The sequence below is a fragment of the Ruegeria sp. BHSA118 genome, assembly GCF_059613405.1.
In genome coordinates this window covers 1-12,788 of sequence record NZ_JBXWSM010000001.1, presented here as the reverse complement: position 1 = coordinate 12,788, position 12,788 = coordinate 1, and the positions used below count along the sequence as shown (strand labels likewise).

Annotated in this window: 17 protein-coding genes; 2 read left to right on the top strand and 15 right to left on the bottom strand. The window is 60.1% G+C overall.

All coding sequences use genetic code 11. The features are described 5' to 3' along the window. Nucleotides 1–15: 15 nt before the first annotated feature. From AC2FNN_RS00085 to AC2FNN_RS00020, 14 genes are all read right to left on the bottom strand, one after another. Entirely contained in the window at nt 16–678 is a 663-nt protein-coding gene (locus AC2FNN_RS00085; protein WP_171723063.1) for an RcGTA-type gene transfer agent tail tape measure protein, read from the bottom strand. Continuing rightward, entirely contained in the window at nt 665–874 is a 210-nt protein-coding gene (locus AC2FNN_RS00080; RefSeq protein WP_496755735.1) for a rcc01693 family protein, read from the bottom strand. Before AC2FNN_RS00080 ends, AC2FNN_RS00085 begins: the two co-directional genes overlap by 14 nt. Further along, nucleotides 871–1,191: a gene transfer agent family protein gene (locus tag AC2FNN_RS00075; RefSeq protein WP_496755734.1), complete on the bottom strand. Its 321-nt coding sequence runs from the start codon at nt 1,189–1,191 to the stop codon at nt 871–873. The genes AC2FNN_RS00080 and AC2FNN_RS00075 overlap by 4 nt, the downstream gene beginning before the upstream one ends. A gap of 4 nt (nt 1,192–1,195) precedes the next feature. Then, nucleotides 1,196–1,609 carry a phage major tail protein, TP901-1 family gene (locus AC2FNN_RS00070; protein ID WP_496755733.1) on the bottom strand — a complete coding sequence of 138 codons (414 nt, stop codon included), beginning with the start codon at nt 1,607–1,609 and terminating at the stop codon, nt 1,196–1,198. Between the two features lie 20 nt (nt 1,610–1,629). Continuing rightward, complete coding sequence (locus AC2FNN_RS00065; protein WP_496755732.1) at nt 1,630–2,043, bottom strand: DUF3168 domain-containing protein; 414 nt, start codon at nt 2,041–2,043, stop codon at nt 1,630–1,632. Continuing rightward, nucleotides 2,040–2,378, bottom strand: a complete 339-nt coding sequence (locus tag AC2FNN_RS00060) for a phage head closure protein (RefSeq protein WP_496755731.1) — start codon at nt 2,376–2,378, stop codon at nt 2,040–2,042. Before AC2FNN_RS00060 ends, AC2FNN_RS00065 begins: the two co-directional genes overlap by 4 nt. Further along, on the bottom strand, nt 2,375–2,974 hold the full coding sequence (locus AC2FNN_RS00055) for a head-tail connector protein (protein ID WP_496755730.1): 600 nt from the start codon (nt 2,972–2,974) through the stop codon (nt 2,375–2,377). The genes AC2FNN_RS00060 and AC2FNN_RS00055 overlap by 4 nt, the downstream gene beginning before the upstream one ends. Nucleotides 2,975–3,144: 170 nt before the next feature. Beyond that, nucleotides 3,145–4,323 (bottom strand): phage major capsid protein, encoded by a 1,179-nt coding sequence (locus AC2FNN_RS00050; RefSeq protein ID WP_496755729.1) that lies wholly within the window; start codon nt 4,321–4,323, stop codon nt 3,145–3,147. A 34-nt stretch (nt 4,324–4,357) separates the two neighbouring features. Next, a complete protein-coding gene (locus tag AC2FNN_RS00045) occupies nt 4,358–4,915 on the bottom strand; it encodes an HK97 family phage prohead protease (RefSeq protein WP_496755909.1) in 558 nt (185 codons plus the stop codon). 14 nt (nt 4,916–4,929) lie between these two features. Then, nucleotides 4,930–5,148, bottom strand: coding sequence for a GTA head formation protein, RCAP_rcc01685 family (locus AC2FNN_RS00040; RefSeq protein ID WP_152458319.1), 219 nt, complete (start codon nt 5,146–5,148; stop codon nt 4,930–4,932). Further along, nucleotides 5,141–6,301: a phage portal protein gene (locus AC2FNN_RS00035; RefSeq protein WP_496755728.1), complete on the bottom strand. Its 1,161-nt coding sequence runs from the start codon at nt 6,299–6,301 to the stop codon at nt 5,141–5,143. The genes AC2FNN_RS00040 and AC2FNN_RS00035 overlap by 8 nt, the downstream gene beginning before the upstream one ends. Nucleotides 6,302–6,562: 261 nt before the next feature. Next, entirely contained in the window at nt 6,563–7,189 is a 627-nt protein-coding gene (locus tag AC2FNN_RS00030) for a C39 family peptidase (protein ID WP_496755727.1), read from the bottom strand. A 186-nt stretch (nt 7,190–7,375) separates the two neighbouring features. Then, nucleotides 7,376–8,677 (bottom strand): DNA-packaging protein, encoded by a 1,302-nt coding sequence (locus AC2FNN_RS00025; RefSeq protein WP_496755907.1) that lies wholly within the window; start codon nt 8,675–8,677, stop codon nt 7,376–7,378. A gap of 521 nt (nt 8,678–9,198) precedes the next feature. After that, nucleotides 9,199–9,576 carry a VOC family protein gene (locus AC2FNN_RS00020; protein ID WP_171204959.1) on the bottom strand — a complete coding sequence of 126 codons (378 nt, stop codon included), beginning with the start codon at nt 9,574–9,576 and terminating at the stop codon, nt 9,199–9,201. A gap of 138 nt (nt 9,577–9,714) precedes the next feature. Between AC2FNN_RS00020 and AC2FNN_RS00015 the strand changes: the two genes are divergently transcribed. After that, nucleotides 9,715–10,152, top strand: a complete 438-nt coding sequence (locus AC2FNN_RS00015; protein WP_496755726.1) for a winged helix-turn-helix transcriptional regulator — start codon at nt 9,715–9,717, stop codon at nt 10,150–10,152. Between the two features lie 327 nt (nt 10,153–10,479). Further along, nucleotides 10,480–11,745 carry a DEAD/DEAH box helicase gene (locus AC2FNN_RS00010; RefSeq protein ID WP_496755725.1) on the top strand — a complete coding sequence of 422 codons (1,266 nt, stop codon included), beginning with the start codon at nt 10,480–10,482 and terminating at the stop codon, nt 11,743–11,745. A gap of 81 nt (nt 11,746–11,826) precedes the next feature. Here AC2FNN_RS00010 and mltG read toward each other — a convergent pair. After that, on the bottom strand, nt 11,827–12,788 hold a 962-nt coding region (gene mltG, locus AC2FNN_RS00005), incomplete at its 5' end, for an endolytic transglycosylase MltG (RefSeq protein WP_496755724.1).

Below are 12,788 nucleotides of genomic sequence, written 5' to 3'. Positions count from 1 at the left end.
CAGCTGCTCCCTGATTTATCTGTTGCGATTGCCGCGCCCCAGCGCGCGACTCATCTGGGCCGCAATCTGCCCCTGAGAGCGGCGGAACCCCTGCACGTCAGGTGTCGAAATGTTCATCACCACATTCACGGCACGCCCGGCACCCTGCGTCCGCACGCCCAGCTTGCCATCGGCCCCGCGCGCAAGCGGCATGATCGCCTCTGGCCCGGCTTCTCCCATCAGCCCGGTGCCGCCGCGCATGGGAAACATGGTCGGGCCGCTGACCACACCGCCATTGGCGAAGGGCATCACCCGGCCCTGGCTGAAGCTGCCGCCATCGGCAAAGGGCAGAATTCCCTTCACCAACCCGCCGACCGTGTTGGCCAGCATGCCGCCAAAGTGGTCCGTCACCGGCTTGATCGCAGCGGCATAAGCCGTTTGGATCAAAGAGTTCTTCAGGATATCCAACGCACCGGAAAGGCTCATCCCATCCAGAACGACACCATCGAAGGCCTTGCGCAATCCGCTGGACATGCCGCGCTCCAGCGTGGCGACATCCTTGCCGGTTTCTTCAAATGCGGCGCTGATGCGCTTCATCTGACTGTCAAACGCCGCCGCCATAGTCGCAGCATCGCCGAGGGAATCGCCCAGCGCTTCGCCTCGTTCTTGCAGGTCATCAAACCCGTCACGATCTGTCATCACGCTCTCCTTGTGTCTTGTCCGGATAGGCGGCCAGCAAAGCATCCAACCCCGCCCGGTTCATTGCGGGCGCTCCGGAACCCTGCCCCAGCATCAGCCGCATCTCTGCCGGGGTCAGACGCCAGAATTGATCCGGCGTCAGTCGCAGCCCCAGAAACCCGGCCCGCATCAGGGCAGGCCAGTCGAACCCGCTCATGCGCCCTCCGGCACCATGAAGGCGCGCGCCAGCAATTCGGCCGCGGTTCTGGCGGCCGCCATGGGGCCGCCTTCGATCTCGGCATGCATAAGGTCGGCCCGGGCAATGTTGCAGCCACCGCCCCGCAAACCGGCAACGATCAGCGCCAGAACATCCGCACTGGAATACGCACCGCCCTCAAACCGCTGCACCAGTTCAACCAGCGACCCAGCATTCAGCTCCTGCTCCAGCTCTGCCAAAGCACCAAGCGTCAGTTTGAGCACCCGCCGCTCTCCATCGATGGTCAGCGCCACCTCGCCTGTCCACGGATTGGCCATCGGATCAAAGCGCCGTGAAGGTCAGAGCACCGGCACTGGCCATGCTCATCTCATAGGTCGCCTCACCGTTGTGCGAACCCGCATATTCGATGCTGGTCACCTGGAACGGACCTTCAACAATCCCGAAATCAGGGATGATGACCTGAAAGGCCGGAGTTTCGCCATCAAAGAACAACTGCCGTGCGCGCTCATCCGTGCCAGCATCCCTGAAAACACCAGATCCAGAGATCGAAGCCGATTTGACCCCCGCCCCGGACAAAAGCTCGCGCCAACCACCCTGGCTCTCCAGACTGGTGACATCCACACTTTCAGCATTGAAACTTATGCGCGTGGCCCGCAGCCCCGCGATGGTCTGAAACAGGCCGGTACCGTTCATATCCATTTTGACCAACAGGTCTTTTCCGTTCTGGGCAGCCATGTGCTCTCTCCGTTGATTGCTTAGTCATCTTCCACGCGAGCGCGGAACTTCAGGTCGATCTGGCGGATGGTGCCGCCGGTCCCGGAGCGTCGGGCCGAGGCCCGCTCGAACCACAGCCCCACCAAACGCCCGCGAACCAGGTTGAGTGGCGCGTTTTCCAGCGCGTCACACACCGCGCCGGCCAGTGTTTTGGCAGCACCGAACCCTGCCTCCTGGGACACCACCGAAACGGTGAAGCGATGTATTGCGCCCGTGCCTGTTCGGTCCGAAGCGTCACGCACCTCTTCGGGGCCCAGCGTCACATAGGTCTGCGGCACGGTTCCTGCGGGTACGGCATCATAGATCGCCCCCCCCGATTGGCTGCTGACTGCTGCGTCCGCTGAAAGCTGTTGGTACACGGCCGCCTGCAAAGCGGCGGAAACGCCATAGCTCATGCCGCCACCTCTTCATCTGCGAAACAGGTCAGGAACTTGCCGCGCGGATCATGCTCGGCCACGGCCCGGATTACGAAACAGCGATTTCCCTCGCGAAACCGCTGATCTGGCGCGGGGCGCATCGAAGATCCCATGGGCGCGCCGCGTACCACGATGCGGAACCCGACACGCGACACGGACGCTCCGGCGATCTGCCGTTCGGCCCCACTGCGCGCCGTCACCTCGGCCCATAGCGTCCCCATCGCAGCCCATGTTTCGGTATAGCCCCCCGCCCCATCAGCACTTCGCATTGGCGCCTCCAGCACCAATTTACGGTTCAGATGCGGCGTATTCATTGCGATACCCCCGCCCCGAAACGCACCATGCGATAGCGCTGGATCAGGCTGGTGACACCAAAGGGCATACATCCAGCGCCCAATGAGGTTTCATCCCGGTATTCATAGTAATGCGCCGCCAGCAGCAGCACGGCTTGCCCAAGATCAGCAGGCAACTCGCCCCAATCCTGCGCCATCCCCGCGACAAGCGATATCTTTACGGAACCACCCGTTTCGATGGCAGGCAGGCTAAATCCCAATGGGCGGATCCGGGGCCGCTGGCTATCATGCTCCAGCCGATAGGTCGCGGCGCCCGCAACTGTTTCGGCTCCTTGCTTGTCAGTCAGCGTCACGGCCTGCACTGAAACCACCGGGGCCACAGGCAGCACTTCGCCCGACGGGTCGCGCCACCTGTTCAAACTCCACGAGAAATCCCGTGTGATCAGAACCGTGCCAGTGCGCGCCTCGATCGCCGCAATGGCGGCCCGCAGGAACCCCTTCAACACTTCATTCTGCACATCATCCTCGGCAAAGCCCGTGCCCAACCTCAGATGCCGCTTGAACTGATCCACCGGCAGCGCCGCATCCGCGATGGCGGTCTCTTCGATCAACATCATCCACTCACTCCGCAATCTCGGACCCCTCCAGGGCCCCATCCTTGGAAAATGACGGGCACGCGCCGCCCCACGTTGCTCGGACGGAGGGGAGCAGCTAGACAACGCAGAGGATCTCACCCCGGCCCGCGCCCGCCGTCCGAGGGGCCAGGGCCCCCCGGATTCAGCCCGCTTTAGGCGGTGCCGAATTTCACCAGCTTGATCGCTGCAAAGTCGCTGACATCGCCGCCGACGCGCTTTGTCGCGTAGAACAGGACATGTGGCTTGGCGCTAAACGGGTCGCGCAGCACGCGCAGATCAGGACGTTCGGCAATGGTGTAACCAGCCTGGAAGTCACCAAAGGCAATCGGGAAACTGTCCGTTGTTACATCCGGCATATCCTCGGCGATCAGAACCGGATACCCCATCAGACGCGCCGGCTCACCTGCGGCCAGACCATCGGACCACAGGAAGCGGCCATCGCTGTCCTTCAACTTGCGGATCACACCTGCGGTCTTCGAATTCATCACGAAAGTCCCGTTGACCCGGTACTGCGCGCCCAGCGCATAAACCACATCGACGATCGCATCCGCATCAATACCCGCATCAATACCGGTCGCGACATAGCCAAGGCTGCCCCAGGACCAGCCATCATTCGGTACCGCTCGGTGGATCATCAAACCCTTGGGCTTGTCGACGCCATCGCCGTTGATGAATGCCGCCGCCTCGGCGCGTGCGAACTTGTCGGCAATGCGCCCGGCCAGCCAGCCCTCGACATCGAAGGCGCTGTCATCCAGCAGACGCTGCGACGCTTTGGGCAGCGCGCTCAGCTCGTGCAGCGGGATCGAGATGCGATCGATCGATGGTGTTCCGGTTTCCCCTGTGGCCGAGTTTTCGTCAGCCCAGCCCGCACCTACATCGGTGTGATCGATCAGCACGTCGAACGAATTTGCCTCGACATTCACGACCGATGCAATCGAACGGATCGAGGCGGTCGAGTTCAAAACCGACTTGATCGTCTCGGCAGTCTGCGGATCAACCAGATAGCCACCATCGCTGTTGACCGCTGTGGACAGGGACTTGGCCTCCATCTCGAGGCCGCGCAGCCCGTCATCTTCGCCGGACCGCACATAGGCATCAAATGCCTTCTGATGCGGGGCTCCGTCTTCGATCGAAGCGGCAAGATGCGGGCGTGCCGCGATGGTTGATTTACGATCCAGCATGGTCAGTCGCTCTTCTGTCTGTTGCAGTTTTGTTTTAACTTCAGCCTTCAGGCCCTTGAATTCATTTACGAAGCCAGCCATCGCCTGCTTCACCTCCTGAACCAGGGGCGCACCCTCTCCGGTCAAGGCCGGGGTTTCGGTCTTGCTCATAAGCATGTCCTGTTCTGAGTGGTTTTGAGGCGCGCTAGGTCCGCGCCAGCTCCTGCCGGGCATCGTTGAACACCTCGGCAATACTGCGCCAGGTGTTCTCGGTCTCGGGGTCCACTCCCTTGGCCGCCACCCGCGCACTGGGCAGCATCGGGAAAGTCACCAATGACACCTCCCACAGCTCCAGTTCGGTCAGGACCCGCTGGCCCTTGTCATTCTTCATGGCCCGTTTGGTGCGGTAGCCGATCGAAAGGCCATCCATCGCACCCGCCCGGATCAATTCTGCCGCCTCGCGGCCCTTCTGCGTGCTCTCCAGCAGACGCCCCTTGACCCACAGGCCCTTGCCGTCCTCGCGTACTTCGTCCCACACGCCGATGGGCTGGGCCGGATCATGCTGCCACAGCATCTTGACGCGCTGCCCTGCTCTGGCCAGCCTGTCAAGCGAGCCGCGATAGGCCCCGCGCTGCACCACGTCACTGCCCTGATCGACCTGCCCAAACAAGCTTGCATAGCCCGCGATTACCGTGTCATCCATAACCGACAAACCGTCGCCGAACCGTGCGAATTTATGTTCCAAATCCATGAACTTCTCCATGTAACCCATTGAACTCATGGCGCGACCACCAAGAGGGATTGAAACGCCTGTGCCAGTATCACCGCCGCCACGCCATAGACCGTCAGCCACAGCCGGCGCTCCAGCCGCTCCATCATCTCTTCGATCTGATCCAGACGCCGGCACAGATGTGCATGCTGGATCTCGGCCACCCGCTCATGCGCGGCCAGACGCAGACCTGGCGCGCACTCGAACGAGGGATACCCCTCACCCATCCGCACGCTCCGGCAGGCCCAGCAAGGCACGCTTCTCGGCATCGGTCAGGAAGTCGGCCCCATTGACCCGCGCCCATTGCGCATCCCGTTCTGGGGACAGCGCAGGCACCTGATCCAGGTCAGGCTTCAACGCCAGTTCCTCACCGGTAAAATCCGCCAGCCAGTCCGACACTGCCGCCGCCACCCGCGTCACCAGGGGCAGAACGGTCAGGCGATAGAACGCCCGGTTGGCCTCCTGATAGTTCGAATAGGTCGCGTCGCCTTGTATCCCCAGCAGCATCGGCGGGACCCCAAAGGCCAGCGCGATCTCGCGGGCGGCGGCTTCCTTGGTCTTCTGAAACTCCATATCGGACGGCGAGAACCCCATCGGCTTCCAATCCAGCCCCCCTTCCAGAACCATCGGACGACCCGCATTGCGCGCCCCGCGATAGTTCTGCTCGATCTCATCCGACAGACGCCGGAACTGATCCTCGGCCATCACCCCATGACCATCGCCCTTCCACACCAGCGCCCCCGAAGGCCGCGCTGCGTTATCCAACAGCGATTTCGACCACCGCGACGCGCTGTTATGCACATCAATCGCCATCGCCGCCGCCTGCATCGGCGAGAACCCGTAGTGGTCGTCCTGCGGATGGAACGATTTGATATGGCAAATGTTTTCCGCTGCAAACCGGTGCTTCTTGCCACCAACCGCGTAGTCATACGCCTTGGGCCACCCATCTGTCCCCGGCACCACGCTCATCCGGTCGGATCGCAGCACATGCAGCTCAACCGGCAAACCTTCGTCGGCTTGCACCGCCTCGACATAGGCATTGCCCGACAACAGCAACTGCCCGAACAAAGCCTCCAACAACTCCGCCCGCCCCTGCGCCGCATTCGGACGGCGCATCAGCGACAGGATCGGATGGGTATCAAACCGCTGCGCCTGATCCTGCAACACCAACGGCAAAGCCGCCGCCGCCTCGGCAATCAGCTTGACCGAGCGGAACCCCACCGGGTTCCCCGAAAACCCCGTCCGCGTCAGCGACACCGCATCCCTGGGGCTCCACGCCACGCGCCCACCCGTCTGCCACGCCACCACAGGCCCCGCTGCGCTCGCCTTCGCCTCGGGCGCTTCCTCAGCCGATCCACGACGCAAGAAATCGAATACCATCTGTGCTCCTTTCTGCCGCCGCTCTGCCCGGCTTGTTGAAAGGAGTTATGACGGAAAGAAGTTTAAGCCTCGGGAATGGGGCGTACGGGGGTTGGGCAACGGCAATCTCGGCCTGTTGTCGCGATCGGCCACGGTCAAAGTTCAACCTCCCGCTTCACAGACAAAGCCTCCGTTCACTGTCTTCAGACGATCTCTGAGTTTCACCGATGCAAAAAACTTCTGTTCTGGATGAGCGGCACGAAACCAGCAGTTTAACTCAGACTATTTCGGATACGCGAAAAAAGCGCTGCGGTTATTCGCGAATCTATGGTTGTGCCAATTTTCCTTCAGTACGGCATAGCTCAATATGCGAGACTGTTTTCCTGGCAAGTTTGGATCGCGAATATAGACCACCTGTGCTTCATCATTAAAGCCCATTACAACAAATGTGTGTCCCTCATCCTGATGGACATCAATAAGTACCGGGCGGCCTTTTCTCAGACTCGCCTTTATGTCGCGAAGACCAGATTTAAAGCCAGACGATGTTTTTTGGTAATCGCGAATTTTCCACTTATACCCAAACTTGCGAAGTGCGTAGTTGGCATCTCTCCAATACGTGAACTTTGAATTTCTTTGGCTTTTGGGTTTGTGACCTTCAGCGATGGCTTTTAGTTCGGCGGGATCAATTCTGTCCCCCAAATACTGAACAACCATTGCCGCCGAAGTTGGTACACACAGATAATCGCCTTGCCTTATGTGAGGAACATCCAATCTTACGTAAGACTTTGTTATAGCCGGGGGTGGCAACTGTCGGTGAGACACAGCTCCCTCGCGCCAACCGACTTCAGCGTTTACCGATGGCGAAGTGAAAATAAGAAACAAAAATGACAGAATTATCGTTAAATACACTTCATCCTCCTTTTCCAGAAGCGTATTCTAACTATTCTGTTGCAGTCAAACTGCGCCGAAGGATTCTGCTTCTGAGGTTCTTTTCAAGGCCAAAGTAGCGAAGAAAAAAAGCCGAATACCATCTAGATGCTTTTGTATAGAGAACAATGCAGTTGTTTGGCTATTGTGACGCAGGCCAGACGATCTTCACAACGCCCGCACCCTAGGCCGCCGATACGCCCCCGCAGGCCCCACAATCAACTCATGCAGCGCCCAGACCAGCGCATCCACCCGGTCGGGTGAGCCCTGCCCCTGAAACTCGCGCGCGGTCATCTGGCACATCTGCTCCTCCAGCGCGTCCAGCCCGGCAACATGCGCCACCCGCCCCTGTTCGTACAGCGCTGCCACAGGCTCGGCCCGCGCCGCCTTGCCGCGTGACGCCCGTACTGCGCGATAAGGGACCAGAGGGTCCACCTGCCGCACGACCTCTTCCACGAGCTGTCCGCCTTGATTGACCTCGGCCACCAGCCGCTCGGCCCCAAACTCGTCCATCGCGTCAATCGACGCCTGCGCCCAGCCCGCCGGACCAACGCCCTGCACAGTCCGGTCGGCCAGCACATAGGCGCGCCACTCCTCGGGCGGGCCTTGCACCTGCGCGCCGACCACCACGATCCCGCAGGCATCCGCGCCTGACCCAGACGTCACCGCCGGGTCCAGCGCCACCACGATGCGGTCCACCTCAGGCGCCTGCGCACAACGCGCCGCCTCCAGCATCGACGCTGTCCACAGCGCCCCCTCAGCATCCGACAACAGCACCCCGTCCAGCTCCTGTCGCCCCAGTCGCGTACCCGCGTATCGCGCGCGCACCTCTTCCAAGAAGGAACCCGCCAGATTAGCCCGGTTCGCCTCGGTCGGCGCATGGGTCTGCACGGTGGACGAAGACGCCAGCAACTCCTTCAAAACCTTCACATTACGCGGCGTCGTGGTCACGCAGACCCGAGGCTTCTCGCCCAAGCGCAGCGCAAATTGCAGCATATCCCAGGTCTCGCCCGCCTTCTTCCACTTGGCCAGCTCATCCACCCAGGCCGCATCGAACTGAGGGCCCCTCAACCCTTCGGGATCATGCGCTGAAAACGCCTGCGCCTCGGCCCCGTTGGGCCAGATCAGCTTGCGCTCGGATGCCTTCCAGGTCGGTCGGCGATCCGGTGGAGAACACTGCATTATCCCGCTATCACCAAAGATCATCACATCACGCACCTGATCAAAGGTCTCACCCACCAAAGCCACTCGACACGCCTCGCCCATGTCCAGCGGTTTCGGCCCCTCGACCATCGACCTTACCCACTCGGCCCCTGCCCGCGTTTTGCCCGCGCCGCGACCGCCCATGATCACCCAGGACCGCCAGTCGCCCTCGGGCGGCAGTTGATGTGGCAGCGCCCAGAATTCGAACAGGAAAGGGAGGGCACACAGCCCTCCCTCCCCGATCTCACTCAGAAATCTGTTCTGCACCGCAACAGGCGCGGAGGCGAGCCAGCCTGCACCCGACTTCAAACCGAGCTCGGTCAAGATCGAGCGCGTACCCTCCTTGGGCAATTCCGGCTTGTCTGTGATGTTGTTCGACAAAGCTTGTCTCCACTTTCTGGCAACTTCGGATCAGCCCCTCCAGCTGACCGAGTTGCTTGGCTGAACCAGCAAGATCTGCATCCTCCCCGGCTCCGATCTGTTTGCGCAGGTCTTCCGCCGCTTGCCGCAGATCGCGAATGGACCTCTCAAGCGACTGCAACAATTCAGCCGTTTGGGAAATCCGCTCTTCCGGGGTAATCAAAGTCATGTTTGCCTGTGACCTCATGCGTGAGTTTTCTCCGCACGAGAGAAGCAAAAAACGGCCACCGGGTCGCCCCGGGGCCGCTGCCCACTTCTTCTAGCATGTCACAAGATATATAGGATTAAGTCCGCAAAGTCAATGCGTTACGCAACTCCGACGCAACACGCAGCGGTCGCTGTTTTGAGTTTTTCTTTACCTTTTACGCTCAACTCTGGCCTGTCAAATCCTGCGCCAGCATCAGCGCATTCCTATCCGGATCATAAAACGTTGCCGTGCTGACCATCCCCTCAATCGTGTCCGTTTCACCGTCAAATTCCACACCTGCAAGCTCCAGCTTTCCGCGCGCTTCCGCGATATCCGCGACTTCGAAGACAGGCACGCAATTCCCCGGAGAGGCTTCGGCCTGTTCGCCCAGTCCCAAAGTGACTCGGTCGACATTGGTTCGCAATTCGCTCCATCCCGCTTCATCAATGTGGTGGATAAGCTCGAATCCCAGCTTGGCGGCATACCATTCCGCACTGGCATGTCGATCCCGAACGGACATCGCAAGCGTGATGGTGTTCTTCAATGAAACGAGCGACATAAGGCTTTTCCTTTTCCAAAAATATATTTACTATACTTTATGGACATAAATACACTTGTCAAGCTGACGTCGCGGGCTTGGTCCCTGAAAATTCTTGCGCTGCTGCACGCCAAAGTTCCGGGCCGGCAAGCCCCGCTTTTGGCAGCGACCGACGCAAGCCGAACCGCCTTTGCAGCCAGCCTTGCTCATCTTATTGAACTTGGAATGATCGAAAGAAATCCCGGCCATGGGCACCCTCTGCGTCCAGAATTTCGACTTACGCCATTCGGAATCGAGGCTGCCACGATCGCCAGCAAGATAATTACCACCGTCCGCTCTGAGGATGAAATCAGACTTCTGCGAAAATCCTGGACTGTGCCAGTTCTGGCGTTGACAGGTTCCCCTCATCGTTTCTCGGCCATCAAATCAGGTCTTACGATCATTACAGATCGGGCGCTGTCCTCATCCCTTCACCAGCTGGAAGCACAAAACTGGATCCGACGCGACATTCACACCGCTGAGAGGATGCCATTTCCAACCTATCAGGCCGTGAATACTGGAATGGCGATCAACAGGGCTGTTGGTTTAACGCTGTAATTCAATGGCAGTCTGGTGCCGCGAACAGTGCCTTATTCGACTCAGAAGACCACCAGAAGGCTTACCGGCGCTTGACATTCCATGGCGGAACCCTCATGTGCCCCACATCACAGCGCTGATGCGTGAGCCCAAGCGGACCTCGTCCGCCCCACAGCGCCAACTCATCACTCCAGTTCCCCATCACGCAGGGTTCTTGACGCGACGGCCGGATGGCGCAGGATACGCCTGCTCGTCCCGAGGTCTCGCACAACCCCTGCCGGTCGCCAACGCGCGACCCTTCATGACCTGTCCGCGGGCAAACGCTCCGGGCTGCAAAAGGATAGTTATTTGTTCGACTTTGATATGCTGGGCCTTGCCCCGGCACTGAACGAGGCACTCAAACGCGCCAATTTCACTCAACCCACCCCAATCCAGAACCAGGCGATTCCGCTTGCTCTGAATGGTCACGACATTCTGGGACTGGCGCAAACCGGCACCGGAAAGACCTTGGCATTTGGCCTGCCTCTGATCGATCACCTTCTGGCCCAACCCGGCAAACCCGACCCGAAAACCGCCAAGGCGCTGATCCTGGCACCCACCCGGGAACTTGTGAATCAAATCGCCGACAGCCTCCGCACCTTGACGAAAGGCACCAAGCTGCGCGTGGCCACCGTCGTCGGCGGCCAATCGATCAACAAGCAGATAATGTTCCTTTCCCGTGGCACCGACATTCTGGTCGCCACACCGGGCCGCCTGATAGATCTGATGGAGCGTGGCGCGGTAAACCTCGGAGCGGTACGTCATCTGGTGCTGGACGAAGCAGACCAGATGCTTGACCTGGGCTTTATCCATGCGCTGCGAAAAATCGCACCGGCACTGGGCACCCCACGCCAAACCATGCTGTTTTCGGCGACCATGCCGAAGCAGATGGAGGAGCTCAGCCGCACTTACCTGACCAACCCGCAGCGGGTGCAGGTCTCGCCTCCGGGCAAAGCCGCCGACAAGATTACGCAGTCTTTGCACTTCGTTTCCAAGCCCGGGAAACCAGCCAAGCTGCGTGAAATCCTGTCGAAAGATGTGGACGCTCTGACACTGGTCTTTACCCGCACCAAACATGGCGCGGAACGGCTGATGAAAGGGCTTGTGGCCGATGGCTACAACGCCGCATCCATCCACGGCAACAAAAGCCAGGGTCAGCGCGATCGTGCCATCAAGGCGTTTCGCGCGGGCGAAATCAACATTCTGGTGGCCACCGACGTTGCCGCCCGGGGCATCGACATCCCGGGTGTCGCCTACGTGATCAACTTCGACCTGCCCGAGGTGCCTGACAACTACGTCCACCGTATCGGGCGCACCGCCCGCGCAGGGCGCGAGGGCGAAGCCATCGCCTTCTGTTCTCCGGAAGAAGTTGATCTGCTGCGCCAGATTCAAAAGCTGATGAAGATCGAGATTCCAGTTGCCAGTGGCACGATGCCCGAAGCTGTACAACCTGAAAAACCGGCGCGCCGACCGAACAACCGTCGCCGGGGGTTCAAACCCAAACCCGCCAACGGGGAAGGAAAACCCGCAGCAAACAAACGGCGTCGCCCACGCAGCAAACGTCCGGCGGCCTAAGGTCGGAACATAAAAAAGCCAACGCCGGTTCAATGACCGGCGTTGGCTTTGCACTAAGAACCAGATCGCTTTTCGTTCAGGTCAATTTCCCGAGTTCTGCTCAGCCTCAATCTCGCGCCATTTGGCGACGTTTCGATTGTGCTCCTGCAAAGTTTCGGCAAATGCATGGCCCCCCGTACCATCGGCAACGAAGAACACGAAGTCCGTGTCATCCGGCGCAACAGCAGCTTTCAGGCTGGCCAAGCCCGGATTGGCGATCGGCGTCGGCGGCAAACCGTCTATCTGATAGGTGTTCCACGGCGTTGGTCGGTTCAGCTCGCTGCGGCGCAGCCCGCGCCCCAACGTGCCTTGCCCTTTGGTAACGCCATAGATGACGGTCGGGTCCGTCTGCAACCGCATCCCCTGTTTCAGCCGGTTCACAAAAACACTGGCCACTTGCCCGCGCTCTTCCGGAACACCGGTTTCCTTTTCGATGATAGACGCAAGGATCAGCATCTCTTCGGGGCTTTGCAGCGGCAACCCGTCCTGGCGGCTCTCCCAAACGGCGTTGATCCGCAATTGTTGCTTGTCCTGCATCGCCTGCAAAATGTCGTTACGATCCTGACCCGCCACAACATCGTAGCTGTCAGGCGCCAGCATCCCTTCGGCCGGGATCTCGGTCACCTCACCTGTCAATGCGTCGAACGCCTTCAACGCCTGGACCACCTGCCACGAGGTCACACCTTCGGCCAGCGACACGCGGTAACGGGTGTCCGCCTCGTTGCGTTTCTCGGTATAGGCCTCAGGCACCTCTTCTTCCGACGGATCAAACGACGCGACTTCGACGAAATCCAGGGTCGCGGGGTTCAACTCGCGCACACGGGTCTGAGCACGCGTCACACCGATACGATACTCAATCTCGGATCCACAGGTGCTGGCACCGCTGCTGGTAATCTCGTCGATGATCTGCTCCATCGACGCGCCTTCCCGCACCAGGAAGCTGCCGGCTTTCAACTGCTGCGCCCGATCCGTGTAATCGGCGGCCATCCGAAAGATCGTGGCAC